At 66.7% G+C, this 26372-nt stretch carries 24 protein-coding genes; 16 read left to right on the plus strand and 8 right to left on the minus strand.

The features are described from left to right. Positions 1-122: 122 nt before the first annotated feature. Positions 123-2570, minus strand: coding sequence for a DEAD/DEAH box helicase (locus tag ACERLL_RS09415; protein WP_373655829.1), 2448 nt, complete (start codon positions 2568-2570; stop codon positions 123-125). A 15-nt stretch (positions 2571-2585) separates the two neighbouring features. On the opposite strand from ACERLL_RS09415, the gene lexA reads away from it, so the two are divergent. Continuing rightward, complete coding sequence (gene lexA / locus ACERLL_RS09420) at positions 2586-3188, plus strand: transcriptional repressor LexA (protein ID WP_373655830.1); 603 nt, start codon at positions 2586-2588, stop codon at positions 3186-3188. Positions 3189-3372: 184 nt separating this feature from the next. On the opposite strand, the gene ACERLL_RS09425 is transcribed toward lexA, so the two are convergent. Next, a complete protein-coding gene (locus tag ACERLL_RS09425; RefSeq protein WP_373655831.1) occupies positions 3373-3654 on the minus strand; it encodes a hypothetical protein in 282 nt (93 codons plus the stop codon). A gap of 514 nt (positions 3655-4168) precedes the next feature. Between ACERLL_RS09425 and moaA the strand changes: the two genes are divergently transcribed. From moaA to ACERLL_RS09440, 3 genes are all read left to right on the plus strand, one after another. Continuing rightward, the gene (gene moaA, locus ACERLL_RS09430; protein WP_373655832.1) at positions 4169-5176 is read left to right on the plus strand and encodes a GTP 3',8-cyclase MoaA; all 1008 of its coding nucleotides are present in this window, start codon (positions 4169-4171) and stop codon (positions 5174-5176) included. 26 nt (positions 5177-5202) lie between these two features. After that, entirely contained in the window at positions 5203-5832 is a 630-nt protein-coding gene (locus ACERLL_RS09435; RefSeq protein ID WP_373655833.1) for an alpha/beta family hydrolase, read from the plus strand. 316 nt (positions 5833-6148) lie between these two features. Then, complete coding sequence (locus ACERLL_RS09440) at positions 6149-6532, plus strand: antitoxin Xre/MbcA/ParS toxin-binding domain-containing protein (protein WP_373655834.1); 384 nt, start codon at positions 6149-6151, stop codon at positions 6530-6532. A 113-nt stretch (positions 6533-6645) separates the two neighbouring features. Here ACERLL_RS09440 and ACERLL_RS09445 read toward each other — a convergent pair whose 3' ends face one another. Together ACERLL_RS09445 and ACERLL_RS09450 are read right to left on the minus strand one after the other, a co-directional pair. Next, entirely contained in the window at positions 6646-7935 is a 1290-nt protein-coding gene (locus ACERLL_RS09445) for an FGGY-family carbohydrate kinase (protein ID WP_373655835.1), read from the minus strand. Then, complete coding sequence (locus tag ACERLL_RS09450) at positions 7932-8999, minus strand: AI-2E family transporter (protein WP_373655836.1); 1068 nt, start codon at positions 8997-8999, stop codon at positions 7932-7934. The genes ACERLL_RS09445 and ACERLL_RS09450 overlap by 4 nt, the downstream gene beginning before the upstream one ends. Before the next feature lie 136 nt (positions 9000-9135). On the opposite strand from ACERLL_RS09450, the gene ACERLL_RS09455 reads away from it, so the two are divergent. From ACERLL_RS09455 to ACERLL_RS09475, 5 genes are read left to right on the plus strand one after another with little or no spacing between them, the layout of a single operon-like run. Beyond that, on the plus strand, positions 9136-9654 hold the full coding sequence (locus ACERLL_RS09455; RefSeq protein ID WP_373655837.1) for an NUDIX hydrolase: 519 nt from the start codon (positions 9136-9138) through the stop codon (positions 9652-9654). Then, positions 9638-9850: a hypothetical protein gene (locus ACERLL_RS09460; protein WP_373655838.1), complete on the plus strand. Its 213-nt coding sequence runs from the start codon at positions 9638-9640 to the stop codon at positions 9848-9850. Before ACERLL_RS09455 ends, ACERLL_RS09460 begins: the two co-directional genes overlap by 17 nt. A gap of 21 nt (positions 9851-9871) precedes the next feature. Further along, positions 9872-10420: an NADPH-dependent FMN reductase gene (locus ACERLL_RS09465; RefSeq protein ID WP_373655839.1), complete on the plus strand. Its 549-nt coding sequence runs from the start codon at positions 9872-9874 to the stop codon at positions 10418-10420. Positions 10421-10425: 5 nt separating this feature from the next. Beyond that, on the plus strand, positions 10426-11589 hold the full coding sequence (locus ACERLL_RS09470) for a glycoside hydrolase family 3 protein (protein ID WP_373655840.1): 1164 nt from the start codon (positions 10426-10428) through the stop codon (positions 11587-11589). Further along, entirely contained in the window at positions 11586-12074 is a 489-nt protein-coding gene (locus ACERLL_RS09475; RefSeq protein ID WP_373655841.1) for a DUF192 domain-containing protein, read from the plus strand. The genes ACERLL_RS09470 and ACERLL_RS09475 overlap by 4 nt, the downstream gene beginning before the upstream one ends. Before the next feature lie 4 nt (positions 12075-12078). Here ACERLL_RS09475 and ACERLL_RS09480 read toward each other — a convergent pair whose 3' ends face one another. Together ACERLL_RS09480 and tpx are read right to left on the minus strand one after the other, a co-directional pair. Continuing rightward, positions 12079-12354 carry a hypothetical protein gene (locus ACERLL_RS09480; RefSeq protein ID WP_373655842.1) on the minus strand — a complete coding sequence of 92 codons (276 nt, stop codon included), beginning with the start codon at positions 12352-12354 and terminating at the stop codon, positions 12079-12081. Between the two features lie 110 nt (positions 12355-12464). Continuing rightward, entirely contained in the window at positions 12465-12965 is a 501-nt protein-coding gene (gene tpx, locus ACERLL_RS09485; protein WP_373655843.1) for a thiol peroxidase, read from the minus strand. A gap of 137 nt (positions 12966-13102) precedes the next feature. Between tpx and ACERLL_RS09490 the strand changes: the two genes are divergently transcribed. Continuing rightward, positions 13103-13624: a GlcG/HbpS family heme-binding protein gene (locus tag ACERLL_RS09490; RefSeq protein WP_373655844.1), complete on the plus strand. Its 522-nt coding sequence runs from the start codon at positions 13103-13105 to the stop codon at positions 13622-13624. Between the two features lie 129 nt (positions 13625-13753). On the opposite strand, the gene ACERLL_RS09495 is transcribed toward ACERLL_RS09490, so the two are convergent. Continuing rightward, the gene (locus ACERLL_RS09495) at positions 13754-16432 is read right to left on the minus strand and encodes a bifunctional acetate--CoA ligase family protein/GNAT family N-acetyltransferase (protein ID WP_373655845.1); all 2679 of its coding nucleotides are present in this window, start codon (positions 16430-16432) and stop codon (positions 13754-13756) included. Between the two features lie 256 nt (positions 16433-16688). Here ACERLL_RS09495 and ACERLL_RS09500 point away from each other — a divergent pair, with 256 nt between their 5' ends. From ACERLL_RS09500 to ACERLL_RS09525, 6 genes are all read left to right on the plus strand, one after another. Beyond that, on the plus strand, positions 16689-18575 hold the full coding sequence (locus tag ACERLL_RS09500) for a methyl-accepting chemotaxis protein (protein ID WP_373655846.1): 1887 nt from the start codon (positions 16689-16691) through the stop codon (positions 18573-18575). Between the two features lie 414 nt (positions 18576-18989). Beyond that, positions 18990-20876 carry a methyl-accepting chemotaxis protein gene (locus ACERLL_RS09505; protein ID WP_373655847.1) on the plus strand — a complete coding sequence of 629 codons (1887 nt, stop codon included), beginning with the start codon at positions 18990-18992 and terminating at the stop codon, positions 20874-20876. 245 nt (positions 20877-21121) lie between these two features. Beyond that, positions 21122-22042, plus strand: a complete 921-nt coding sequence (locus ACERLL_RS09510; RefSeq protein WP_373655848.1) for a histone deacetylase family protein — start codon at positions 21122-21124, stop codon at positions 22040-22042. Positions 22043-22456: 414 nt separating this feature from the next. Further along, positions 22457-23743: a porin gene (locus ACERLL_RS09515; RefSeq protein WP_373655849.1), complete on the plus strand. Its 1287-nt coding sequence runs from the start codon at positions 22457-22459 to the stop codon at positions 23741-23743. A 361-nt stretch (positions 23744-24104) separates the two neighbouring features. After that, the gene (locus ACERLL_RS09520) at positions 24105-24677 is read left to right on the plus strand and encodes a hypothetical protein (RefSeq protein WP_373655850.1); all 573 of its coding nucleotides are present in this window, start codon (positions 24105-24107) and stop codon (positions 24675-24677) included. 129 nt (positions 24678-24806) lie between these two features. Continuing rightward, positions 24807-25337 carry a cytochrome b gene (locus ACERLL_RS09525; protein ID WP_373655851.1) on the plus strand — a complete coding sequence of 177 codons (531 nt, stop codon included), beginning with the start codon at positions 24807-24809 and terminating at the stop codon, positions 25335-25337. A gap of 599 nt (positions 25338-25936) precedes the next feature. Here the strand turns inward: ACERLL_RS09525 and ACERLL_RS09530 are convergent. Beyond that, complete coding sequence (locus ACERLL_RS09530) at positions 25937-26326, minus strand: hypothetical protein (protein WP_373655852.1); 390 nt, start codon at positions 26324-26326, stop codon at positions 25937-25939. Between the last annotated feature and the right edge of the window lie 46 nt (positions 26327-26372).

Below are 26372 nucleotides of genomic sequence, written 5' to 3' on the forward strand. Positions count from 1 at the left end.
AGATAACGCATAACTTTGAATTATCGGATATAGAACATAATATCGAAATATGCCCCATACCCAATAGATAGGATAAAGTCATCCGGGGCCGGCGATTGGAGCGAGATGGGCCTTGAAGCAGCTCATTCCGCGCCTCCCAGCAGCTCAAGCACCCGCGCCGCCGCCCCCTTGGGCGAGAAGCCGCGCTCGGCGTCGGAGGCCAGTATCGGCCCTACGCAGGCGGGGCAGCCGTAGGCGCAGTCGCAGGCGGCCACCAGCTCGCGGGCCTGGGTCACCACCGCCTGACGCTGGTCGAACAGGGGCGCGGACAGGCCCACGCCGCCGGGGTAGTTGTCGTAGAGGAACAGGGCGGGCACGAAGCGGCCCTGGGCTTCCGGGTCGCCGTCGCTGCCATCGAAATGCTTGATCTGGCCGCGGCCGGCCGCACCCACGATGGCGAACCACTCGGCGTCGCCGTCGCCCACGGCCCGGCCCAGATCGCCGGGCTCACACATGGCACGCAGCGCCGCCACGTGGTGCACGGCGTAGGCCGCGCCCAGAAAGCCGTCCAGAGCCTCCTGGCGGCTGCCGAAGGCCGCCTCCAGCCCACCGCCGGGAAGCTGCCACCAGACGGCGGTAGTGTGCATTTCCTGATCCGGGAGACTGATGTCACCGAAGCCCACGTTCTCGTGGGTGTAGTAGCGGATCTTTTTGTAGCCGGCGATGCGCCGCACCAGGTGGACCTCGCCGTTGGCGGCCTCGCCACTGCCCTGCCCCGCCCGCTCGAATGCATCCAGGATCTTCAGGCGGATGTAGTCGATGGCGTCGGTGTAGTAGTCGGCCCGCGTGGCGCGCACGTACGCCTTGCGACCCTCCCAGTCCAGCTGCTCCACCTGGTAGGGCTGGGCCTGGATCATGTAGATGGCGCCCTCGTAGATGGTCATTGGGGCGCTGGCGTAGTCCACCTCGGCGACAATGGTCCGACCGCCGTCCGTGATATCCACCACCACGAAGTTGCCCTCGGCGATGGAGCGCAGGCTGACGGCATTGGCCGGGTAGCTGTCGGCGGTCCAGTGCCAGCGCTCCCCTTCCCGGTGCAGCAGCCCCTCCTCTTCCAGATAGTCCAGGAGAGCCTCCAGGTCCTCCCCGCCGAAGGACTCCCCTTCCCGGAAGGGCAGCTCGAAGGCGGCGCACCGCACGTGATCGAGCAGGATCAGGAGCTGGTCGGGGTCTATTCGGGCGTGCTCCGGCGAGCCGCCGAAGAAGAAGTCCGGATTGCGGACCACGTACTGATCCAACGGCAGGCTGGAGGCCACCACCACCCCCAGCGCGGCACGGCTTCGCCGGCCCGCCCGGCCGAGGCGCTGCAGGGTCCCGGCGATGGTCCCCGGGTAGCCGTTGAGCACGCAGACGTCGAGGGCGCCGATGTCCACCCCCAGCTCCAGGGCCGAGGTGGCCACCACGCAGCCCAGGTCGCCCTCGCGCAGACGCTTCTCCGTGGCCCGGCGCTCCGTGGGCAGGTAACCGCCCCGGTAGGCGGCGACACGCTGCGGCTGGCGCGGGTCGGTATCGAATACATCCTTCAGGTACTTGGTGAGCACCTCCACCATGAGCCGGGAGCGGGCGAACAGGATGCTCTTCAGGCCCGTGCGCATGGCGGTGCGCACGATCCGGGTCACCTGGGAGCGCGCCGAGGCGCGCAGGCCCAGATCGGGGTTCACCACCGGCGGATTCCACAGCAGCAGGTGCTTCTCTCCGGCCGGCGCGCCACTTTCGGTGATGGCGGATACCGGCTCCCCCACCAGCTGTTCCGCCAGCTCCGCCGGGTTGGCGATGGTGGCGGAGGAGAGGATGAACACGGGATCGGCGCCGTAGAACCGGCAGACCCGCCGCAAGCGGCGAATCACGTTGGCCATGTGCGAACCGAATACGCCGCGGTAGGTGTGCGTCTCGTCGATGACCACGTAGCGCAGCGACTCGAAGAACTGCGCCCACTTGGTGTGATGCGGCAGGACCCCCTGGTGCAGCATATCTGGGTTGGAGACCACGATGTCGCCGCGGCTGCGTACGGCCTTGCGGGCGTCCCCGGGCGTGTCGCCGTCGAAGGTATGGGCCCGCACGCCCAGGTCCCCGGCTTCGTTGAGCTCCGCGAGCTCGGCCACCTGATCCTGGGAGAGCGCTTTGGTGGGGAAGAGGTAGAGGGCCTTGGCGCCCGTGCCGAGCACATCGTGCAGGACGGGGAGGTTGTAGCACAGAGTCTTGCCGGAGGCCGTGGGCGTGACCACCACGGCATGTCCGCCAGCCCGGACCCGGTCCCATGCGGCACGCTGGTGGCTGTAGAGGGCGGTAACGCCGCGCGCCTCCAGGGCGGCGCGCACCCGCCCGTCGAGCTCCTCCGGGAACGGGGCGTAGCTCCCTTCCCGGGCCGGGAGGACGCGCTGCCCCGTGATCCGGCCGCCGTACTTGGCCTTCAGCCGTTCGGCGAGGGCGCGGACCGGGTCATCGTCAGTGGCAGCCGGGGGCGGAATGGTTTCGGGCACGGGGGTGTTCTCGTTATGTTCTCCGTATGCGATACTAGCCCCAAAACCCATTCAGGGACAAGCGCCATGGACACGCCGCTGACGCGACGCCAACGCGAGATCCACGAATACCTCCTGGCCCACGCGGACGAGCCGCCCCCCACCCTGGACGAGCTGGCCCGGGGACTCGGCATGCGCTCCCGGGGATCGCTGCACCGGCACGTGCAGGCCCTGGTGGACGCGGGCCTGGTGGAGCCCATGGACGGCAAGAAACGGGGTGTGCGGCTCGCCGAGACTACGCACGAGCGGGACGACGAGCTGCCCCTCCTGGGCCGGATCGCCGCCGGACAGCCCATCGCCGCCCTCCCCCAGCCGGAAACCCTCGAGGTGCCCACCCAGCTCCGGCGCGACCAGCCTTGCTACGTCCTCGAGGTGGATGGCGACTCCATGATCGACGAGGGGATCTTCGACGGCGACTGGGTCGTGGTCGAGGAGCGGGACCGCGCCGACAACGGCGAGCTGGTGGTGGCCCTCATAGACGGCGAGGAGGCCACGCTGAAGCGCATCGAGCAACGCCCGGACAAGGTGGTTCTGCATCCCGCCAATGCCGATCACGCGCCGCAGGAATACGCTCCGGAACGGGTCCGAATCCAGGGTGTGGTGGTGAGCCAGATGCGGCGCTATTTCTAGCTCCGGTGCCCGGGGGCCTGCCGCCGCCCGGCTTCACCGGCCCTTCCCACGAGGACGCCGGGCCTTCGCCGCCGAGTCCGCCGGAGAGCCGGTATGGAGCAGGTAGCGCGGCGTCCCGGGAGCGGGCTTCCTTTTACGGCGTGGCAGCCCCGCTGCCCGAAGGACAATGCGCTGCTGAGCGCCGCTATCCTCTATTGTCCACGAGGGGGTTGCGCCAGGAGGTGGCCCGATCATAGGCAGCCATGGCTATGACGGCGGTATTGAGGCCCTGGATGAATCCGCTCACGGATTCCCCGCTGTGCATGGCCGCCGCCAGGAGGCCGTATAAACCGCGTAGCATCTCGAAAAGCGCCATACCGCCCATGGCCAAGGCCGCGAACAGGAAGAAGGAAGAGAGCCCCATCGACGCCATGGTGCGGAAGGATTCGATCTGGGATATCGCATTATGGGAGAGGGAGCTCCACATAGTCAGGCCTCCGGTAACAAGAAGTGGAACGTCGGTACCCCCGATTAAGCAAACACCGGGCCAGCGCGTTATGCCTTCTGTTTTCTCAGGAAATCCTTCTTCCCGTTCGCCGCGGCGTCTCCTTTTACCGACGCGGCGCACCGGGGCGCCACCGCTTCAGGACCCGGGACAAGCCTGAATCCCTTGCGCATCCTGGGCTTACGCGAATCTTTCCCGCGTCTTCTGCCAACGACAAACGGGTGCACAAGCCCTTTTCTTCTTCCAGACCAATGAAAGTTAAGGATTTTCCGGCGGCGTCCAGGCTTAGGCCTTCCGCCGGGCGCGGCCTCCACGGATAGGCCGGCAAAGGGGAACCCGCATCGGTCCGCCACTGCCTACCCATTGGGGTGGTTTGACGCCGTTATCCGCCTGGACTAGGGTTATAATCGGCTCAAATGACTGAGCTTCCCTCTCAGGAATTACGCCCGGCCCGGGATTCCCAGGCGCCCGGGGCCGGCGACGGGACCCATCTGCCATGAGTATCCGCGACACGCTGAATCGACCGCTCCGGGATCTGCGCATCTCGGTCACCGACCGCTGCAACTTCCGCTGCGTCTACTGCATGCCCAAGGAGCTGTTCGGCTCGGGGCACGCCTTTCTGCCGCGGGACGAGATCCTCTCCTTCGAGGAGATCACCCGGCTTACCCGGATTTTCACCGAGCACGGCGTTAGCAAGCTCCGGATCACCGGCGGCGAGCCCCTGGTGCGGCACGACATCGAGCATTTCGTGGCCATGGTCGCGGCGGTGGAAGGAATCGAGGACATCACCCTCACCACCAACGCCACCCTGCTCCCCGGCAAGGCCGAGGCGCTGCGGGAGGCGGGCCTGAGCCGCATCACGGTGAGCCTGGACGCCATCGAGGATGAGGTCTTCCGGCAGATCAACGATGTGGGCTATCCCGTGGATCGGGTGCTGGAGGGTATCGACGCCGCCTCCGCCGCCGGGCTGGGTCCCATCAAGGTCAACATGGTGGTCAAGCGCGGCATGAACGAGGAGCAGATCCTCCCCATGGCCCGCCACTTCCGCGGAACGGGCCACATCCTGCGCTTCATCGAGTTCATGGACGTGGGCAACAGCAACGGCTGGCGCATGGACGACGTGGTAACCGCCGCCCAGATCCGCGATACCCTGGACGCGGAATGGCCCATCGAGCCCCTGGACCCCAACTATCCCGGCGAGGTGGCGAGCCGCTATCGCTACAGGGACGGCGCCGGCGAGGTGGGCATCATCTCCTCGGTAACCGAGCCGTTCTGCGGCTCCTGCACCCGCGCCCGCCTGTCCGCTCAGGGGGAGCTGTACACCTGCCTGTTCGGATCGCGCGGACACGACTTCCGCGCCCTCCTGCGCGGCGGCGCTTCCGATGCGGAGATCTCCGAATTCCTGAGCGGCCTCTGGTCCCTCCGAGCGGACCGCTACTCGGAGCTGCGCACCGAAGAGACCGCCCACCTTCCCAAGGTGGAGATGTCGCACATCGGCGGCTAAGCTCCCCTGCCGGTAACGAACGCGCCATGGACTACCTTTTCAACGGCCCCGAGGACGCCGCCCTCACCATCGCCCTCGCCCACGGCGCGGGCGCGCCCATGGACTCCCCGTTCATGGAGGAGGTGGCCGAGGCCCTCGCCGCCCGCTCCTGGCGGGTGGCCCGTTTCGAGTTTCCCTACATGGTGCGCCGGCGGGAGGACGGCAAGAAGCGCCCCCCCGACCGCCAACCGGTGCTGCTCGACACCTGGCGGGCGGTGATTGCCGACCTCGGCCCGCAAGGCCTGGTCATCGGCGGCAAGTCCATGGGGGGGCGCATGGCGAGCCTCGTGGCGGAGGAATCCGGCGTTCCGGGACTGGTCTGCCTCGGTTATCCCTTTCATCCCCCCGGCAAGCCGGACCGCCTCCGCATCGACCACCTGCGGGAGCTGGCGACGCCCGCGCTCATCGTCCAGGGCACGCGGGACCCCTTCGGCAATGCCGAAGAGGTTGCCGGCTACCCCCTTTCCCCGACCATGCGCCTTCACTGGGCGGAGGATGGCAACCACGACCTCGCCCCGCGCAAGCGGTCCGGACGCAGCGCGGAGCAGAATCTGGCCGAGTCCGTTTCCGCCATGGACGGATTCCTGCAGGAGCTGTCCGCCCCGGCCTCCCCCTAGCACCGGCGCCCCCAGCCGGCGGTCTTCGCCTTCAATCGTATCCGGCCCTCGCCCGAACGCGCTGACCCGAGCATCAAAAACCGTTGGTCCGCTTTTTTCCGGGACTATACCCTGGCCGGGACATCCAAGCCCCTGGAAGTCGGGCGTTCCGAGGCGGCCGAGCCCCTCCGCAATCTCCGGGCGGATAAAGTGAAATACATTTCATACGGTTTTTTCAGGGCCCATTCCCCCGGAGCCGGGACGGGATCGGAACGGATGCCCGCGCGGGGAGCACGAGTGATACGGTATCGCCATTTGCACCGAGGAGGGACGATGTATGTCCGGCTCGCCGACCACCGAGCCCACGGAGCGGACCTACCTGGCCTACAATGTCACCACCCTGTTCAAGCGCTGGGGCCTGGAGGACGCCGAGCAGACGGGCCTCCTGGGGCTGTCCCGGCGGGATAAGAAACAGTTGGACCGGTTCCGCAAAGGGGAGCCACTACCCGAAGAGCCGGAGATTCTGGGCAGGGCCAGCGCCCTGCTCGCCATCCATCAGCAGCTGGCGGATCACTATCCCGCGGACGACCCGCGTGTCTATACCTGGATGGTCACGCCCGAGGCCGGCCTGGAGGAACGGAGGCCGGTGGATCTGATGCTGGAGGAAGGGGTTCCCGGTATTCGCCGGGTGCTGCAGTTCCTCGATTCCGCTTCCGGGTAGCCCCTTCCCGTCAGGCACCCGCCTGGGGCCCTTCCACGGCGATCCGGGGCATGAACCGTATCGTCGTACCCGTGCGAGGATCCGGAGTCCGGCCCCGATTCCCCACGGAATCCTTATTCCAGGCGTCCCGCCGCCAGCCGGGCCGTGCCGCAGGCCGCCTCCGCATCCCCGGCTCCCAGCATGGGCACCCCCAGAAGATCGCCGCGGATGCGGGTCCACGCCGGATTCCGGGCCCCGCCGCCCACCGTGCGCACGGAGTCGGGATTTGGAGCCCCCAGCTCCGCCAGTCGGCGATAACCGCGCGCCTCAATGGCGGCGATGCCCTCCAGCAGGCCCTGCAGGAGCTCGGCCCGCTCCGCCGGCCTCGGCTCCAGCCGCGGCTCCAGATCCGGGTCGTTGTCCGGGAACCGTTCTCCCGGACCGGGAAGGGGCAGGTAATCAAGCCCGGTGGGTCGTTCCGGGTGCAGATATGGCGTGAGCTCGGTCAGCTCCGCGTCGCTGAAGAACCGGCGAAGCACGGCCCCGCCGCTGTTGGAGGCCCCGCCCGGCAGCCAGCGCTCGCCGAGGCGGTGGCTGTACACCCCGTACTCCGGTGCGAACACCGGATGCTCCCCCACCACCTTGAGCGCCAGGGTGGAGCCCAGGGAGGTCACCGCTTCGCCGGGCCCTCCGGCACCGGTGGCCAGGAAGCCGGCAACGCTGTCGGTGGTGCCCGCCATGACCGGAATACCTCCCGGCAGTCCCAATCGCCGCGCGGCGTCCGCGGATAGCTCACCCACCCGGGCTCCCGGCGGCACCACCTCGGGCAGAAGCCCGGAATCCACCAGCCCGTGCACCCAGTCCGGCCAAGTCCGGCGCACCGGGTCGTACCCCAGCTTGAGGGCATTGTTCTCGTCGCTTACCCCGTACCGCCCGAGAAGGCATCCGGTCAGCCAGTCGGCGGCGTGCAAGGCGTGGGCGGCCTGTGCCGTCTCCCCCCGGCCGGCCCGGTACAGCAATTTCGCCAGACTGCTGCTCGCGCCGTGGGCGCCGCTATCGGCCGGCGCATTCCGGGCAATGCGCTCCGCCTCCCCCCGGCTTCGCCGGTCATCGTACATCAGCGCCGGCCCCAACGGAGCGCCCCGTGCATCGGCGAGCAGCAGGGTCCCGGAGGTGGAGTCCAAGGCCAGCCCCCGGACCGGCACCTCAGGCAGGGCGGCGGCCAGCTTCGAGATGGCCGCAACCAGTGCCTCCCACCAGCTCTCCGGGTCCTGCTCGTGCCCGCTGCCGGAGCGGTACCCGGCGGGCAGGGTCGCTTCTTCCTGCGCGAACGGCGCTCCGGTCTCGGTCAAGGCGCACACCCGGACCCCGGAGGTCCCCACGTCGGCACCCAGGAACAGCGCGGACGGCTCGATACCGCTCATTCCTCCTCCGCTCCCTGATGATAGAGCTGGCTCTCCAGATACCGCTCATGGGCATGGCGTACGAAAACGGCGATCACGGCCGCCGCGGGCAGGCCGAGCAGGACGCCGACGAAGCCGAACAGCTGACCGCCCGCCAGGACCGCGAAGATCACCGCCACCGGGTGGAGGCCGATCCGGTCGCCCACCAGGAGCGGCTGGAACAGGACGCTTTCGAGCACCTGCCCCGCCGTGAATACGGCGAGCACCAGCAACAGGTCCAGCGGCGAGCCGGTCTGGACGATCATGGCGATCCCGGCCATGAGCATGCCCAGGATGAAGCCCAGATACGGCACGAAGCTCACAAGGCCGGCCACCAGTCCCACCAGGAAGGCCAGATTCAGCCCGGCCAGCCAGAGGCCGACGGCATAGACCCCGCCCAGGCCCAGCATGACGAGGAACTGGCCGCGCAGGAACCCGGCAAGCACCTCGTCCGACTCCCGGGCCAGCTTGGAGACCGTTTCCACGTAGGGACGCGGGAACAGGTCCCGCACCCCGGCCACCAGATGGTCCCAGTCGCGCAGCAGGTAGAAGGTCACCACCGGGATCAGCAGCAGGTTCGCCATCCAGCCCACCAGGGCCAGTCCGGAGCGGGAAATGGAGGAAACCAGGCCCGCGGCGATGCCGCCCGCTTCCTGCCAGTTCTCCTGAACGGATTGCTTGAGGGCTTCCAGGGTGGAGCCGTCCGGCTCCAGCCCAAGATTGGTGGCCAGGAACGGCAGCAGGGCATTCTGCACCCAGGCGATGTAATCGGGGAGCTGCCGGATCAGGGAGCGCACCTGATGGTCCAGCAAGGGGATCAACAGCAGCACCAGCGCCAGCAGGCCGGCCACCAGAATCATGAACACGATACCCACCGCCACCGTACGCGCCGTTCCCCGCGCCTCGATCCGGTCCACCAGGGGGTCGCCGAGATAGGCGAGGAGCGCCGCCACCAGGAATGGCGTTAGGATAGGGGCCAGCAGGTAGAGCAGCCAGCCTACGGCCACGGTTCCGGCCAGGATCAGCCACTTCTGGGCATCGGTCATCCGGGGTCTCCGGGTTGCGGGCTCGCGGAGCGCGCGCCTTGGGAATCCGCCTTTCGGGCCCAGAGTGTAGCCGTGTCCAGCGGCGCTCGTCACGGCCCGCCCGGATCCGGTCGTCCTTCAGTCGTTCGGAGGAATCATGGGAGAAGGTCAGCAAGGTCGGGAGGCGGAGGCTCCGCAGCCCCGGCCCGGCGTTCTGGCGGTGGTCTGGAACGGTCCCCGGGTTCTGCTCGTGAAGCGCCGCAATCCACCCCAGGCCGGGCACTGGGGATTTCCGGGCGGCCGGCTGGAATGGGGGGAGACACTCCTCGAGGCCGCCCGCCGGGAGCTCCGGGAGGAGACGGGAATCGTGGGCGAGCCCCGCGAGGCCTTCAGTGCGCTGGATGTCCTGGACCGGGACGAATCGGGCATCCTGCGGCACCATTACGCCCTGATCGCCGTCCACCTCCTCTACCGCTCGGGCACCCCGGAAGCCAGCGATGATGCCCTCGCGGCGGACTGGTATGCACCGGACCACCTGCCCGGGCCCCTCTGCCAGGGGGTTCCGGACCTGGTCCGGCACAGCCGACTGCTCCTGCGGCTTGAAGCCGAGGGCGCAATGCGCCAATCTGCGGGTAATTCAGACGCCACCGGAGGTGGAAATGGCGACCCTGCATGAGCTGGACGAGGTCCTGCGGGAAACGGCGGATCGGTTGGCCGAGCTCGGCCAGGGAGATTCGGAGATAACCGACCGCTACCTCAGAAAGGCCCGCTCCTATACCCATACCCTTCGAAACAACCTCGCCCTGGAAGCCCAAGGCCAGGTCCAGCAGCCGGGCGACGGGCGCAACGGCGACGACCACTCCTCCAACTGAGCAGCAACGGACGGCAAGCCCATGGCCACCCTTCTAGGAATCTCCGGCAGCCTGCGTCGCGGCTCCTTCAATACCGCCCTGCTGCACGCCGCCGAATCCCTGGCCCCGGACGGCGTTCGCCTGGAGATCGCCACCCTGCACGGCATCCCCCTCTTCGACGGCGATGTGGAGCGGGAGGGCGTTCCGGACGTGGTGACGGCCCTCAAGGACCGAATCGCCGAATGCGACGGCCTGCTGCTCGCCACGCCAGAGTACAACCATTCCCTGCCCGGTCCGCTGAAGAACGCCGTGGACTGGCTGTCCCGGCCGCAGGCGGATCAGCCCCGCGTTTTTCACGGACGGCCCGTTGCCCTGGTGGGCGCGACACCGGGTCCCACGGGTACCCGCTACGCCCAGACGGCCTGGCTCCCGGTCATCCAGAACCTGGGGATGCGCCCCTGGTTCGGTGGCGCCTTCTATCTGTCCCAGGCGCGGCAGGCCTTCGATGAATCCGGCACCCTGATGGACCCCGATTACCGCGAGCGCCTCCGGGGCTTCCTGGCCGGGTTTGCGGAATTCCTGGGCCGATAAGCTCCATGGCCGGCCACGGAGCTCCCGCGCGGCGTATTCATGCCGCCCTCGTTCTGCTGACGCTCCTGATTCAGCCGCTGGCGGTCCGTTCCGGGGAGATACCGCCCCATCCGGGCCTGGATTTCCAGATCGGCCAGATGCTGATGGTGGGCTTTCGGGGCATGCAGCCGGGTCCTGACCATCCCGTCCGCCGGGCGATCCGTGAACAGCATATCGGCGGGGTCATCCTGTTCGACCGGGATGTGGCCCTGGAGTCGGACGAGCGCAATATTCGCGGCCCCGAACAGGTCCGCCGGCTCACCGGGCGGCTCCAGGCATCGGCGGACTATCCGCTGCTGATCGCCGTCGACCAAGAAGGAGGGAAGGTCAACCGGCTCTCGCCGGAGCGGGGATTCTCCGTGGCCCCCTCCCCGGCCGCGCTCGCCGAGCGGGGACCCGACGCCACCCGGCGTGCGGCTCTTGGAACCGCGCGCCAACTGGCCGGGCTGGGCTTCAACCTCAATCTGGCTCCGGTGGTGGACCTGGCACGCAACCCCGCGAGCCCCATCATAGCGGGCTTGGACCGGAGCTTCGGCGCGCGCCCGGGGCCGGTCTCCCGGAATGCCGGCCAGGTGGTCCGGGCGCACAGGGCGGCCGGCGTGCGCACCTCCCTCAAGCATTTCCCCGGCCACGGCAGCTCGCGCGGCGACACGCACAAGGGGCTGGTGGATATAACCGCCACCTGGGAGCCGGTGGAGCTGGCGCCGTACCGGCGCCTCATAGACGCCGGGCTGGCGGATACGGTGATGGTGGGGCACCTGGTGAACCGCGAGCTGGACCCGGATTGGCCCGCCTCCCTGTCCCGCCGCACCGTTCACGGACTGCTCCGGGAGAAGCTCGGCTACGAGGGCGTGGTGATCCTCGACGACCTGCAGATGGGCGCCATCCGCAAGCACTACGAGCTGCGGACGGTGATCCGGCGCGCCCTGCGGGCGGACGCGGATATACTGCTGTTCGGCAACAATCTGGTCTACCAGCCGCGCATCACCGAGCGCGCGCACCGGATCATCCGCGAGCTGGTGGAACAGGGGCGGGTTAGCGAGGAGCGGATTCAGCGTTCCTACCGGCGCATCCGGGCCCTCAAGGAAGACCTTGTCGAAGAGGCAGCGGCCGGAGGCGGCGGGGGATGATGCGCCGGGCGCTGCGCCTCTGCCTGCTCCCCCTCCTGATTGCCGGCGGTGCGGCCCCGGAAGCCGCCGCAGCGCCCACGGTAACGGTGGCGGTCGGCGATGCCCGGCTGCACGCGGAGGTGGCGGCCACGCCCGAGGCGCACAGGCGGGGCCTGATGGGCCGGGAGCACCTGGGGGCGGATAGCGGCATGCTGTTCGTCTGGCGGCGATCCGGATCCCGGACCTTCTGGATGAAGAATACCCCCCTGCCCCTTTCGGTGGCCTTTCTGGACGACCGGGGCCGAATCCTCAACATCGAAGCCATGGCGCCCCTGCGGGAGGACCGCCACTACCGCTCCCGCGGGGCCGCCCGATTCGCCCTGGAAGCCAACCGGGGCTGGTTCCGACGGCACGGCGTGGAACCGGGCGACCGCTGCCGGTTCCGGATTCCCGCCGGCCTGCTGCCGGCCCGCGAGCGGGGTGCTCTGGTGGTGGGCGCGCCCTGACCCCCTAATTGCCGCTGGCCGGATGGGGCCGGTCCTCCTCGGACAGGGCCAGCAGGGCCGCCTCGATCCGGTCCAGGATATCCGGCTCGCCGCCGCCCATGCCTTCCTCCTCGGCGATCTCCAGTTCGCGGGCGTCGTATTCCCAGCGGCGCAGCAGCTCCAACTTCTCCGCCCGACTCAGGGTGGGATGATCCCGCACCGCTTCCGGCGAGGCGAACACCGATACGGGGTCCCTGCGCGCCTTTTCCATATCCGGCCTGTGGCCGTGGGATTGACTCATATCCGATCCTCCATGGGGCTATCGGACCCTACCAGGGTAGGATGCCCCTTTGACTTCGGGGTTCCCCCATGGGGACGGCCCGTTCCGGCCGCGGACAATAGCGCACCCGTTCAGCCGAGGGCCGCCAGCGCGTCCTCGTAGCCCGGCTCTTCGGCGATCTCCTTTACGAGCTGACGATAGATCACCCGGTCGTTCTCATCGAGCACCACCACCGCGCGGGCGGTCAGTCCGGCGAGGGGACCGTCCTCGATCAGCACGCCGTAGTCGCGCGCGAACTGCTTATCCCGCATCATGGACAGCGGGAGGACGCTGGACAGCCCCTCGTCCTGGACGAATCGCTGCTGGGCGAAGGGCAGGTCCGCGGATATGATCAGCGTCACCGTGTCCGCGTGGTTCCGCGCGTATTCGTTGAAGCGGCGGGTGGACTGGGCGCACACGGGGGTGTCCAGACTGGGCACGATATTCAGGAGCTTTTTCTTGCCTCGGAGCTCCTCCAGCGTGCGGTCGTTGAGCTCCTGGTCCGCGAGGATGAATCCCGGAGCCTGGGCACCCTCCGCGGGAAGGTCGCCGTTGGTATGTATGGGAACGCCCTGAAAGGTTACCTCGGCCATGCTTGCTGCCCTCCAAAGGATGTCCCGGCCCGCTCCGCGGGCAGAGATAGCGAATATAGATCCCGATTGTTGGATGGGCCCAGCCCCCCGTTCAACCCCTGCGGGAGCAACCCCAACCCACCCCTAGGAGGAACGCCATGCAAGGAAGCAACCGCTGGAAGAGCGCATTAACCGGAATGGTCGCCGCCTTCACTCTTTCCGCCGGCACCACCGGCGTCCAGGCGGCCGACTTGGTGAACGTGAAACGGATGTCCATGGAGCTGGCGCAGGACATCGCGGAGGGCGCCGTGAAGGCCTGCCGGAAGAAGGGCTACCAGGTCTCCGCGGTGGTCCTGGACCGCGGCGGCGACATGCAGGCCATGCTCCGCGACGTCTACGCCCCGCGCATGACCATCGACATCGCCCGCCAAAAGGCCGGCGCCGTCATCCTCTCGGGGGCTTCCAGCGCCCAGCTGGACCGGAACCGCTCCGACATCGCCAGCGACCTGAACCATCTGGAAGAGGTACTCACCATGGCGGGCGGCCTCCCCATCGAGAGCCAGGGCTCCCTGGTGGGCGCGGTGGCGGTGAGCGGGGCCCCGGGCGGCGACATCGACGCCGAGTGTGCCCAAGCCAGCCTGGACAAGGTGGCCGACCGGCTGCAGTTCGGCGGGCTTTAAGCCCTTCCGGCCGGGGAGGCCCGAGGCGGGCCTCCCCGGGTGGCCCGGGCCGGGGCCTTACCCTGCCTTCCCCCTTCCGCAAGCGCGCATCACGATCCCGGCCCGGGCCACCAGGGGAGGCTCGCCCGCTCACAGCTCCTTGCGCATCACCAGGATCCCCGGGTCCTGGTCACTGGGTCGGATGGTGAAGCCCAGGCGCTCGGCCAGCGCCCGCATCTCGGAATTGTTAGAGAGCATCTCCCCTTCCATGACCTGCAGGCCGCGGTCCTTGGCGGACTCCATGAGGATCCGGCCGAGGCGGGTCCCCAGGCCCAGACGCCGCCACTCGTCCGCCACCACGATGGCCAGCTCGCAGCTTTCGCCGTCCGGGTTTATGGTGTAGCGGGCCACGCCCAGCTCCACCTCCCGCCCCTCGCGCTCGGTAACGGCGATGAACGCCATCTCCCGGTCGTAGTCGATCTGCGTGAAGCGTACCAGCATCTCCTGGGTCAGCTCGTGCAGGGTACGCATGAACCGGAAGTACTTGGACTCCTCCGAGAGGTTGCGGACGAACTCCTGCTCGATCTCCGCGTCCTCGGGACGAATGGGCCGAATCGAGATCTCCGTGCCGTCCACCAATTGGAAGTGCCCCCCTAGCTCGGAAGGATAGGGATGGACCGCCATGTGCCCGTAGGGCTCCAGGGTCGGCGCTGGCGCTTCCACGCGGATCCGGGCGTCCAGCGCCCAAGCGCCGCCGGGATCGGCCATGAGCGGGTTGATATCCAGCTCCTGGATATGCGGCAGCTCGCATACCAGCTCCGAGACGCGCAGCAGGACGTTCTCCAGTGCCGTTCGGTCCACTGCGGGCATATTGCGATAGGAGTCCAGCAATCGGGAAATCCGGGTCTCCCCCACCAGCCGCCCGGCAAGGAAGCTGTTCAGGGGCGGCAGCGCGACGGCCCGGTCGCGCATGATCTCCACCGCCGTTCCGCCGGCACCGAAGCTCACCACCGGACCGAACACGGCGTCCCGGAGCACGCCCACCAGCAGCTCCCGGCCATGGGCCTGGGTGTACATGCGCTCCAGGACCACGCCGTGCAGGCGCGCCTCCGGACGCTCCTGGCGCACTTTGTCCATGAGATCGTTGTAGGCATGGCGCACCGCCTGGGCATTGGCGATATTCAGCCGGACGCCCCCCACGTCGGACTTGTGGGTTATGTCCGGGGAGTTGATCTTCATGGCCACCGGGAAGCCGATGGACTCGGCCACCACCAGGGCCTGATTGGCGGAGGTCACCTCCATGGACGGCAGCACAGGAACGCCGAAGGCCGTGAGCACCGCCTTGGACTCCATCTCCGTGAGCACCTTGCGGTGCTCCGCCAGTGCGCCCTCGATGATCAGGCGCGCGCCCTCCACGTCCGGCTCGCTGCGGTAGGAGCGCGGACCCGGCACCTGCATGAGCATTTCCTGGTTGCGGCGATGGGTGGCCAGGTAGGAGAAGGCCTCCACCGCCGCCTCCGGGCTGCCAAAATAGGGTACCTGCGCCTCCAGGAACCGGCTCCAGGCGGGCGCCACCTGCTCCTCGCCCATCCAGCAGGCCAGCACCGGCTTATCGCTACCCTGCCGGGCCTCGATCACCGCCTCGGCGGCCTCCAGCGGACGGGTCATGGCCTGCGGCGTGAGCATGGCCAGCACGCCGTCCAGATTGGGATCGGTTAAACAGGCGGACAGGGCCTCGCCGTAGCGCTCCGGGCTGGCGTCGCCAAGGATGTCCAGGGGATTGCCCCCGGACCAGTGCGCCGGCAGGCGCTGATTGAGCCGCTCCAGGGTCGGCTCGGCGAGCCGGGGTACCGAGACGCCCACGTCGATGGCCCGATCCGTGGCCAGCACGCCCGGTCCTCCGGCGTTGGTGATGATCCCCAACCGGTCGCCGGCCACCTTGGGCCGCTCCGCCAGCATCTGAGCAGCGGCAAAGAGCTGATCGATGCTCCGGGCCCGGACCGCGCCCGCCCGGCCCAGGGCGGCCTCGAACACGTCGTCGCCGCCCACCAGGGCCCCGGTATGGGACATGGCGGCCCGGGAGCCCTCGGAATGGCGCCCGGCCTTCACCACGATCACCGGCTTCATGCGCGCCGCGATGCGCAGGCCGCTCATGAACCGGCGCGCGTTGTGGATGCCTTCCACGTACAGCAGGATGCTGGAAGTACGGGGGTCCAGGGCGAGGTAGTCCAGGACGTCGCCGAAATCCACGTCGGCGGCGTCGCCCAGGGAGACCATGGCGGAGAAGCCCACTTGGTGGGGACGCGCCCAGTCCAGGATCGCCGTGCACAGGGCCCCGGATTGGGACACCAGGGCGAGATTCCCGGGCTCGGCGCTGTTGTTGCTGAAAGTGGCGTTCAGGCCGTGGCCCGGCCGGATGACACCCAGGCAGTTGGGGCCCAGCACCCGCATTCCGTAGTAGCGCGCGTACTCCTGGATCTCGCGCTCCAGCCGGCGTCCCCTGCCCCCGGCCTCGCCGAAGCCGGCGGACATGATCACCGCCACTTCCACACCGGTCTCTCCGCATTCCCGGACGATGCCGGGCACGGTCTCCGCGGGCGTGGCCACCACCGCCATGTCCACCCGCTGCCCGATATCCGCCAGCCGCGCGTAGCAGGGCTGGCCCATCACCGCCTCGTATTTGGGGTTGACTGCGTAGAGGGCCCCGGAGAAGCCCCCCTCCAGCAGGTTGTGCAGCACCTGCCCGCCCACGGAGCCGCCTTTCTCGCTGGCGCCATAGACGGCCACGGATTCCGGTGCGAACAGCTTGTTCAGGTAATGGGGGCGCATGGATACGGCGACCTCGCTCGCTGCATGTGCCGATGATCAGGGCCTTGGCTTCCACATTGCAGATCCCGGCAGGGGCTTTGCAAAAGCGCTCCGCCACAATCAATTTTCTTTTTTAAGCATTTACTAATTTTAATAACTCTTTTATAGTGCGCACCCCCTACGTGAAATTACGTACTACCGTGGGCAGCAAAATGCCGACCTGACGGATAGAGCAAGGCCCCACCCCCCACGTCACCGGGAAAGGAGCCATCCTCCAATGGACTGGTCTCGTCTCAATATTCTGAAAAACCTACCGATGGCCTGGAAGATGACCGTCATTCCAGTGATGGCCATCGTCGCCCTCCTGGGCGTGTACCTGATCACCAAAACCAACCTGGACACCTATCAGGTCAAGGTGGACCAGGCTGCCGCCGCGGAAGCCATCATCAAGCACGAGAAGGCGGCCCGCATCGCCGAGAAGAACTACTTGCGCCGGGATGCGGAAAAAGAAATCGAGAAGCTGCGCGAGCATCTCGCGCAAATCGACACCCTGGTGCAGGAAACGAAGGCCTCGCTCGACGAGCAGTCCGAGCGGGCGCGCATGGAGCGCATTCTTCAGGCCAAGGAGCGCTACGCAGAAGGCTTCGACCAGGTGGCGGAGTACCGGGAGACCTTCCAGACGGTCAGCGACAAGATGGTGACGGCGGCCCGCAGCGTGGAAGAGGCGGCCGTCAACCTGGCCAAGGAGCTCCGCCAGGAGCTGCAGTCCCTCATCGACTCCGGCGATGCCTCCGGGGCCATTGCCGACAAGCGGATGCACCTGGAAACCCTCAACCGCATGGTGCTGCTGCTGAAGGAGGCCCGCGTCGCCGAGAAGAACTATATCCGGCGCGACGACGAGGGCGCCCTCCAGAAGGCCAAGGAGAACATCGACCAGGTGCGCACCCTCGCGCAGCAGACCAAGGACCGACTGAATCAGGCCGAGGATAGGGCCCGCATGGATTCCATCCTCGAGGCGGGCGGCAATTACGGGGCCCTGCTGGACAAATACGCGAGCACCCGCGAGAAGTCCCAGAAACAGGTGGACACCATGGTACAGGCCGCCCGCTCCCTGGAGCAGGAGGCCTCCCAATTTTCCAGCAGCCAGGTACGGGAGCGCAACGCGGTTCGCGCGGGCCTGGAGACCACGGTACTGACGGTGACCCTGGCGGCCATGGCGGTGATCGGCCTGATCGCCTTCGTCACCACCCGGATCATCCTCGGCCCCATCAACTCGGTGAGCGCCACCGTCCAGCATATCCAGCGCGACAAGGACTTCACCGAGCGCGCCCGCGCCGACGGCAACGACGAGATCGGCCGCATGGCGGGCTCCGTCAACGACCTCGTGGACAACCAGACCGAGCTGCTCAACGGCCTCCAGCAGCAGACCGCCCAGGTGGCCGCCGCCAGCGAGGAGCTGTCCTCCACCGCCGACGAGATCACCCGCAACGCCCGCTCCTCCAGCCAGCGCGTCGAGGAGGTCTCCAGCTCCGCCCAGGAGGTCAACAACGTCGTCCAGGACGTGGCCAACAACATCGCCGAGGTCTCCGACTCCGCCTCCAAGACCACCGACCGCACCCAGAAGGGCATGCAGACGGTGGACCAGGCCGCCGAGCGCATCGACAACCTCAAGGGCTCTACCCAGCGCGTCGACGAGATCATGGAGACCATCGAGAACATCGCCAAGCAGACCGACCTGCTGGCCCTAAACGCCGCCATCGAGGCCGCCAACGCCGGCGAGCAGGGCAAGGGCTTCGCCGTGGTGGCCGACGAGGTCCGCAAGCTCGCCGAGCAGACCTCCGACGCCACCGGCCAGGTGAACAAGATCGTCTCCGAGCTACGCGAGCAGTCCGAGTCCTCGGTCACCGCCATGAGCGATGTCCAGACCCAGATGAAGGAGGTCCTGGAGATGATCGAGCACACCGACAGCACCGCCAACCAGATCGCTGCCGCCGCCGAGGAGCTCGCCGCCACCATGGGCGAGACCACCAGCAACATGACCGAGATCTCCAGCTCCGTGGAGCAGGTGGCCGGCAGCGTCACCCAGGTGGAGTCCGCCGCCGAGCAGCTCGGCGAGCTCGCCCACAACCTGCGCGCCTCGGTGGACCAGTACAAGCTGGAGTAGCCCCCGCCGACCGCAGCACCCAAAAGCCCCGCCATAAGGCGGGGCTTTTTTTGGGATTATCGGTCGTCTGCCAAGTACTCGCCGAAACCTGCCGACTTCCCCTTCAAATGTCCGGCCCCCTACTTGACGACTCCGTCCGGTATTCCCAGGGGCAACCAGCACGGGCCCTCTTCGGACAAGGCCCGATTTCGTCCATACGCCGGCCTTGGGCTCCGCCTTGCGTACTTCGGAAGGCATACCCGAAACCCCTGTGTCGCACCCAACATTCTTTTTTTGAGCGTTTTCAAAAAGTGGTAACTTTACGAGACTTCGTCGCCGCTGGACGACACAATGCGCCGCCGTTGGTCGCAGAATGCCGACTAAGCTGATGGACTAAGACTTCCTCCGCAACCCCCGGGGAAAGGAGCCCTGCCCATGGACGGGTCTCGTCTCAATTTTCTGAAAAACCTGCCAATGGCCTGGAAGATGGCCGTCATTCCGGTTCTGGCCATCGTCGCCCTCCTGGGCGTGTACCTGATCACCAAGATCAACCTGGAGTCCTACCAGACGAAGGTGGACCACGCCGCCGATGCGGATGCCGTCATCAAGCAATTGCGGGAGGCCCGCATCGCCGAGCAGACCTACCTGAACACCTATAACGACCAGGAAATAGAGAAGCTGAACGAGGCCCTGGGCAAGGTGGAAGCGCTGGCCCAGAAAACCCGGACCACGCTCAGCGCGGAGGAAGACCGGGCGCTCATGGACCGTACCCTGCAGGCGCTCGAAAACTATCGCTCAGGGTTTCATCACATGGTGGAGCTGCGGAAAAGCTTCCGGGGGGTCAATGAGAAGCTGGTAAGCTCCGCCCAGGCCGTGGAGCAGGCGGCCACGGCCCTAGCCGAGGACCAACGGCGGGAGCTCAACGCGGTGGCCGGCTCCGGAGGCAGCCAGCAGGAAATCGGGCACAGGCAGGAGCGGGTAAAGGCCGCCAACCGCATCGTCTTCCTCAAGAAAGAAGCCCGCATCGCCGAGAAGAACTACAAGCGGCGCGACAACAAGACGGAATTCCAGGAGGCCAAGGACCGGGTGGACCAGCTTCGCGAGCTGGCCCGGAGCGAGAAGGACGCCCTGCGGGAAGCCAGGGATCGGGCGCGCATGGACACCATCCTGGAGAAAGGGGCGACCTACAAGAAGCTCCTCGACGAGTACAGCGCCACCCGGGATGAATTCCAGAAGCAGATACTGGACCTGGAAGGGGCGGCCCACTCCATGGAAAAGGCGGCCATCACCTTCATGGAAGGCCAGAAACAGCAAAGGAATGCGGTACGAGCCGGCATGGAGACCACGGTACTGACGGTGACCCTGGCGGCCATGGCGGTGATCGGCCTGATCGCCTTCGTCACCACCCGGATCATCCTCGGCCCCATCAACTCGGTGAGCGCCACCGTCCAGCATATCCAGCGCGACAAGGACTTCACCGAGCGCGCCCGCGCCGACGGCAACGACGAGATCGGCCGCATGGCGGGCTCCGTCAACGACCTCGTGGACAACCAGACCGAGCTGCTCAACGGCCTCCAGCAGCAGACCGCCCAGGTGGCCGCCGCCAGCGAGGAGCTGTCCTCCACCGCCGACGAGATCACCCGCAACGCCCGCTCCTCCAGCCAGCGCGTCGAGGAGGTCTCCAGCTCCGCCCAGGAGGTCAACAACGTCGTCCAGGACGTGGCCAACAACATCGCCGAGGTCTCCGACTCCGCCTCCAAGACCACCGACCGCACCCAGAAGGGCATGCAGACGGTGGACCAGGCCGCCGAGCGCATCGACAACCTCAAGGGCTCTACCCAGCGCGTCGACGAGATCATGGAGACCATCGAGAACATCGCCAAGCAGACCGACCTGCTGGCCCTAAACGCCGCCATCGAGGCCGCCAACGCCGGCGAGCAGGGCAAGGGCTTCGCCGTGGTGGCCGACGAGGTCCGCAAGCTCGCCGAGCAGACCTCCGACGCCACCGGCCAGGTGAACAAGATCGTCTCCGAGCTACGCGAGCAGTCCGAGTCCTCGGTCACCGCCATGAGCGATGTCCAGACCCAGATGAAGGAGGTCCTGGAGATGATCGAGCACACCGACAGCACCGCCAACCAGATCGCTGCCGCCGCCGAGGAGCTCGCCGCCACCATGGGCGAGACCACCAGCAACATGACCGAGATCTCCAGCTCCGTGGAGCAGGTGGCCGGCAGCGTCACCCAGGTGGAGTCCGCCGCCGAGCAGCTCGGCGAGCTCGCCCACAACCTGCGCGCCTCGGTGGACCAGTACAAGCTGGAGTAGCCCCCGCCGACCGCAGCACCCAAAAGCCCCGCCAAACGGCGGGGCTTTTTATTGAACGGATCGGGAGGAAAGCCCCCACAGCCCGCCGGGTATTCCGTTCTCCCTGATAGGTCCGAGCGGCGGCCTTTGGAACCCCGACGGGCATCGCGAAGGGCACGCTTCCCCGGGCTCCACGGACCCGATCCGGGGCCTTCAAGCCGGGTCTCCGGGGGTGTAAAGTAGCGTCCCCCTACAACGGAGCCGTCATGAGTCTTGCCGTGGTCTCGCATCCCGCGTGCGAGCGATACAGCCTGCCCGCCCCGTACCCGGACCAGCCGGGCCGGCTGGATGCCGTCAACGACCAGCTGATCGCCTCCGGCCTGGATCCCCTGGTGCGGCACGTGGAGGCGAAAGCGGCCACGGATGCCCAGATCACCGCGTTGCATGCCCCCCAATACCTGGCGGACCTCGCCCGGAACCTGCCCGAGAGCGGCTGGAGCGCACTGGACCGGGACACCCTGCTGGTCCCCGGCTCCCTGGAGGCCGCCCGGGGAGCGGCCGGCGCCGCCCTGCGTGCCGCCGAGCTGGCGATGTCGGGCGAGGCCGAGGCGGCCTTCGCCCTAACGCGCCCCCCGGGTCATCATGCCGGAACATCCACCGCAGGGGGCTTCTGTCTGCTCAACCATGTGGCAATCGCGGCACACCATGCGCGCCGCAACCTGAACGCGGAGCGTATCGCCATCGTGGATTTCGATGCCCACCACGGCGACGGCACGGAGGGGCTGGTGGCCGACTGCCCGGAGGTCCGGTTCTTCTCCCTGTACCAGGAGGGCGGTTTCGGCGCGCCCGCCGGACCGGCTCCGGCCAATTCCAGCCGCATCCCCCTGCCGGTGCGCTGCACCGGCATCGAGCTGGACGCCCTGGCCCGTGACACGCTGTTCCCCGCGCTGAACAGCTTCCAGCCGGACCTGTTACTGTTCTCGGCCGGATTCGACGGCCACCGGGACGAAGACCTCTCCGACCTGCGGTTGTCGGAAGGTGACTTCTCCCGGCTCGTGACGGAATGCCGCGCCGCCTCGGGGACGGCCGTCCCGCCACCCACTGGGCTGGTCCTGGAAGGCGGCTATATCCCAGACGTCCTGGGCCGTTGCGTGACCGCCGTAATCAAGGGCCTGCTGACCCCCTGAGCCGTCACCAGCTCATCCCGGCCGAGCACCCATAGCATGCCCTTCCCCAGGATATTCCGGCGTCCGTAGGAGACGTTATGTCCGATTCACCGACTTTTTTGCCTTAGACACGTTCTAAATATATACCTGACAAAAAGAAAAATATGCTTATATTTTTGCTGCGCAATGCCGCTCCGTTGCGCCAAAAACGAAGCATTGACGGAATAGGCTCGTTCCCATTTTGTATCAGCCTGCCCTTTCCTTGGAGCCGAAAACTTCCGGGACACCGGATGCCCGGCATATTCCAAGGGGCATACGACATAGTGGCATACCAGTTGCTTTCAGGATGGGATAGCACTTCCACGGACGGGAGCCCCTGCCTGGAAGGACAGACCGCCGGCAGGTGCGCTCCCCCCACTCGCTAGAGGGTGAGCAATGCACTACAAGTCTTTATCTGTCGCTGCGGCGGGCGCGCTACTGATGAGCGCCGCCACTTCCTCCCAAGCAGCGTCCTGGGAGGCCGGTGACTGGACGCTTAGCATGTCCGGGCAGGTGAACGTTCATGCGGCGATGACGAGCTGCGAAAGCGCTTCTTCAGCTGTTTCCGTTGACGCAGGTTTGGCGTGTGCGCAGGCGACTAGTTCTACAGATCAGGATAACTTCTCCGTTCAGAATGGCCTGCTTCCCGCTTCTTTCGTCTTCGGCGCTTCCACTGTTCAGAATGGCTGGGACCTTCACGCCCAGCTCGGGCTGTATCCCGGCATTGCCACTAACGATACCCTCGGAGGAGGCGGACCCAATCTTCGGGGCGGTGGTGCTGGACAGAATACTGGCCTGGGGAGCACCGGTTTGGATGTCCGCCAGGTTTTCCTGAAATTTGGTAAGGATGAGGTGGGCACCTTCAAGCTGGGCCGCGATTACGGCATCTTCGGCTTCGACGCCATCATTAATGACATGACCATTCAGGGTATGGGCCCCATTCATGGCAGTGTAGGGGCGCCCGCCAACACCACCCTGGGCTCCATTGGTGTAGGCTACCTCTATACCGACACCCTGGCGCAGGTCAACTATACCACTCCCAATTTCTCGGGCTTTACCGCCACTGTTGGCGTGTTTGAACCCCTGGATACGTTCTCTTTGGCGGACATAACCGCTAGCAATGCCCAAGGAACTATTTCTTCCAGTACTACTGGACAGCTGGTTGAAACCCCTGGATACCATGGCCGGGTTAAATACCGGTATGGCGCAGAAATGGTGGAAGGGTTCGTATCCGCCTCTTTCATTCAGCAAGATATGCCGGCGGTTGGGAATAACGGCAGCGAGTCCACGGGCTACGATGTAACCGCCACGCTGAATGTAGCCGACCTTTCGCTGCTCGGCTCCTACTATGCCGGCGAAGGTCTCGGCACCACCGCGTTGTTCTTCGACGGCTTCGATGGCCAGGGGGACAAGCGGGATTCAGACGGCTTCCTGGCCCAGGCCACGTATGCCTTCGGTGACACCAAGCTCGGCGTCAACTACGGCGTGAGCAACCTGGACCAGACCGATAACGATCCGGATACCCTTCTCGACAAGCATGAGAAGTACACCGTGGGCGTCTATCACAACATGACCGACAACCTGCTGCTGGTGGGCGAGTACAGCGACTTCACCGCCGAGAACCACAACGGCAATGATAACTCCTCGTCCAACTACAGCGTCGGCGCGGTGCTGTCCTTCTAAGCACTCCCAAGGACTGCGCTGCTTCGGGGCGCCCCTCGCGGGCGCCCTTTTCCATATTACCGGCTGACTTTGGACAGCGGTTGTCCCCTTCGCTCAGGGCGGCCCCTTCCCCGTACGGAACGGCGCCCGTGGGAGCGGCCTCCGGCCGCGACGCCTTTCCCAACGGGAGCCCGGCACCGGAAGCCCTGCTTCGACAGCCTTCCTGCGCGAAGCGGAGAACCATTCGGGAAAACTTGCCCCCGGCCGCGCCGGGGGACTAGGATGCTGAATTTCAAGGACGAGCAGCCGCGAACGGCGGCATGGAAGCTCTTCAAGCCGAGGCACCGAAAAGTGCCTCCTCCAGCCACCACGAGAGCCTGCAATGGAAAGAACGAACCCGGACGAATCTGGTATCGACGCACCGGCCATCCCCGCCTGGGCCAGCTGGCTCGGCGCCATAGCCGTGGTCCTAGGCCTCTACCTCGCCGCGGATTTCGGCGTGGAGGCCTCCAGGCAATACGTTCTGGATTTCCCCTCCCAGGAGGCCTGGGCAGACTCTTGGGAGTGCCCGCCGGACGAGCTCGAGGAGGAAGGCGTCTCGCCGGTGGTGTGCGATGAGATGGCCTCCCAGGTGTCCTCGTTCCTGGTGGCCCGTCCCGACTGGTTCCGGGGCTTCCAGATGGGCGTCGCGCTGGCGGGTACCGGCCTGGCCCTGCTCTCCATGGTGTCCGCATTGGGCCTGCTCAACGGACGCGCCTGGGCTCCCATGGCCACCGTGGCGGTTTTCACGGCCTTCGCGGTGCTGGATGCGGTGGGACTGATCGCCGTGGCCAACGGCAACCCCATGCTGCGGGACATGTACCTCTGGCAGTGGACCCTATGGCTCATGCTCCATATCGCCCTGGCGGTGGCCGCCTACGCGGGGAGCCAGAAGGGCCTTTCCCGGGAAACCTGAGCGGTTCCCTGCAGGCCGTACCGGAGCCATTCGGGGCGGGACGTCCGACCAACGCAACGCGCTCGCTGGCCGGGCCCTCGCCCCTTCCAAAAAAACCGGCGATGCAACGCAATTTCTAGGCAGGAAACAATGGCGGAAAAACGTGGTTACAGCGCTCTGACTGCCGCGCTTCACCTGGTGATGGCGGTGGGCATCTTCTACCTGTTCGCCCTGAGCTGGTGGATGCTCGCGCTTCCCTGGGGCGATGCCCGGCCGTTCCCGTACCAGATGCACAAGAACGTCGGCCTCACCGTGATCCTGTTGGTAGTGATCATCCTCTTCGATCGCTTCCGCAGGCGCCCCGGCCCCCTACCCCGCTCCATGTCGGGCTGGATGCGCAAGCTGGCGATTGTGGATCATGCGGCCCTGTACTTCCTGATCCTGCTGGCCTGCCTGAGCGGCTACCTTTCCTCCGCTTACAGCGGCTGGGGGATCACCTTCTGGTGGACCGTGGACCTTCCCAATTGGGGCGAAGAGAACGAACCCCTGAATCAGTTCTTCTCCGATATCCACATCTGGGCCTGCTGGGCGCTGTTCGCCGTTCTGGCCACCCACATCGGCGGCGCCCTCTACCACGCCTTCCGCAATGACGGCGTGGTGCGGCGCATGCTGCGCTTCTGAGAACGACAAGCGCCGGAACGATCCTAGAGATATCTCCGGGGGGCCATCGGCCCCCCTTTTTCTTGGAAAAGCCCTTACACGGACCTCCCGGATCCGGGGGTAATTCGTTCCCACCATCGGCACCCGCCCCGGGGTTCCCCATCTCGCGAATCCCGCCCTGCTCGGTGCGGCCCCGAAACTGTGGGCAGTCCTGACCGCTCACCCAGGAATCGAGCCTCTTACACCGCATTTGTCGGGGCCGGGAGGCCCCTCTCACGGGGCCCCTTGCCCACCGCCCCCAAATCCAACCCGCTGCGCCAACCGGCTGACCAGATTCCGGCTCCTCGTGTCGCCTGTGGACGAGCGCACGCACCAGGAAGGACGGCTTGGCGCAGGGGCATGCTGGCCCCCAGGGCCGGAGGCCAGCGCCCAGCGCGAATTGCTCCGTACGTTCCATGCGCTTTGTGGTGCTCCCCCACCCCTCTCCCTGCGCTCCACGTTTCCGCGGTCTTTCCGGAACGGGAGGAACCCTATTCGCGCGCCCGATGCGCCGCAAAAAAAGCCGCCGCGCCCAGCGAGGGTCACGGCGGCTGCCCGAACGGTGCAAAGGGGCAGAGGAGCTACTTGCCTCCGGAGCCCCTATCCATGTTCCCGCCATCGGGGAAACATTCCTTCACCGCGTTGCTTTCGGCCTGCAGGAGCTGACTCCGGGCATCCTCGGAGCCCGGGCCCTCGCGCAACAGCTCGCCGCGCTCTCCACCGGCCTCCGCGCCGCGGAGATAAGTCTCGGCGAAGGTGAACTCGGAAACGGTCAGCTGCTCGGCGATCTTGTCGATGGTGCAGGAGCACTTGTAGAGATTGCCGAAGTTCATGCCGCCGTTGCGCTTCATGCACTCCATGACATACCGCACCCGGATCTGGGTGGGATAGTCATGGCTGTCGTTTTCCTTTTCCTGAATCGCGGCCCAGGCAACGGACGGTGAGGCAATCGCCAGGACGAGGCCGACCACTACCCCCCTTAAGCCCCAACTAAAGGCGCGCGCCATTTCGTTATCC

The sequence above is a fragment of the Thiohalorhabdus sp. Cl-TMA genome (assembly GCF_041821045.1).
GTDB lineage: Bacteria > Pseudomonadota > Gammaproteobacteria > Thiohalorhabdales > Thiohalorhabdaceae > Thiohalorhabdus > Thiohalorhabdus methylotropha.

Coding starts and splice junctions, on each gene's coding strand:
- ACERLL_RS09415 (WP_373655829.1), bottom strand. CDS start 2,570: ATGGGTTTTGGGGCTAGTATCGCATACGGAGAACATAACGAGAACACC.
- lexA (WP_373655830.1), top strand. CDS start 2,586: ATGGACACGCCGCTGACGCGACGCCAACGCGAGATCCACGAATACCTC.
- ACERLL_RS09425 (WP_373655831.1), bottom strand. CDS start 3,654: ATGTGGAGCTCCCTCTCCCATAATGCGATATCCCAGATCGAATCCTTC.
- moaA (WP_373655832.1), top strand. CDS start 4,169: ATGAGTATCCGCGACACGCTGAATCGACCGCTCCGGGATCTGCGCATC.
- ACERLL_RS09435 (WP_373655833.1), top strand. CDS start 5,203: ATGGACTACCTTTTCAACGGCCCCGAGGACGCCGCCCTCACCATCGCC.
- ACERLL_RS09440 (WP_373655834.1), top strand. CDS start 6,149: ATGTCCGGCTCGCCGACCACCGAGCCCACGGAGCGGACCTACCTGGCC.
- ACERLL_RS09445 (WP_373655835.1), bottom strand. CDS start 7,935: ATGAGCGGTATCGAGCCGTCCGCGCTGTTCCTGGGTGCCGACGTGGGG.
- ACERLL_RS09450 (WP_373655836.1), bottom strand. CDS start 8,999: ATGACCGATGCCCAGAAGTGGCTGATCCTGGCCGGAACCGTGGCCGTA.
- ACERLL_RS09455 (WP_373655837.1), top strand. CDS start 9,136: ATGGGAGAAGGTCAGCAAGGTCGGGAGGCGGAGGCTCCGCAGCCCCGG.
- ACERLL_RS09460 (WP_373655838.1), top strand. CDS start 9,638: ATGGCGACCCTGCATGAGCTGGACGAGGTCCTGCGGGAAACGGCGGAT.
- ACERLL_RS09465 (WP_373655839.1), top strand. CDS start 9,872: ATGGCCACCCTTCTAGGAATCTCCGGCAGCCTGCGTCGCGGCTCCTTC.
- ACERLL_RS09470 (WP_373655840.1), top strand. CDS start 10,426: ATGGCCGGCCACGGAGCTCCCGCGCGGCGTATTCATGCCGCCCTCGTT.
- ACERLL_RS09475 (WP_373655841.1), top strand. CDS start 11,586: ATGATGCGCCGGGCGCTGCGCCTCTGCCTGCTCCCCCTCCTGATTGCC.
- ACERLL_RS09480 (WP_373655842.1), bottom strand. CDS start 12,354: ATGAGTCAATCCCACGGCCACAGGCCGGATATGGAAAAGGCGCGCAGG.
- tpx (WP_373655843.1), bottom strand. CDS start 12,965: ATGGCCGAGGTAACCTTTCAGGGCGTTCCCATACATACCAACGGCGAC.
- ACERLL_RS09490 (WP_373655844.1), top strand. CDS start 13,103: ATGCAAGGAAGCAACCGCTGGAAGAGCGCATTAACCGGAATGGTCGCC.
- ACERLL_RS09495 (WP_373655845.1), bottom strand. CDS start 16,432: ATGCGCCCCCATTACCTGAACAAGCTGTTCGCACCGGAATCCGTGGCC.
- ACERLL_RS09500 (WP_373655846.1), top strand. CDS start 16,689: ATGGACTGGTCTCGTCTCAATATTCTGAAAAACCTACCGATGGCCTGG.
- ACERLL_RS09505 (WP_373655847.1), top strand. CDS start 18,990: ATGGACGGGTCTCGTCTCAATTTTCTGAAAAACCTGCCAATGGCCTGG.
- ACERLL_RS09510 (WP_373655848.1), top strand. CDS start 21,122: ATGAGTCTTGCCGTGGTCTCGCATCCCGCGTGCGAGCGATACAGCCTG.
- ACERLL_RS09515 (WP_373655849.1), top strand. CDS start 22,457: ATGCACTACAAGTCTTTATCTGTCGCTGCGGCGGGCGCGCTACTGATG.
- ACERLL_RS09520 (WP_373655850.1), top strand. CDS start 24,105: ATGGAAAGAACGAACCCGGACGAATCTGGTATCGACGCACCGGCCATC.
- ACERLL_RS09525 (WP_373655851.1), top strand. CDS start 24,807: ATGGCGGAAAAACGTGGTTACAGCGCTCTGACTGCCGCGCTTCACCTG.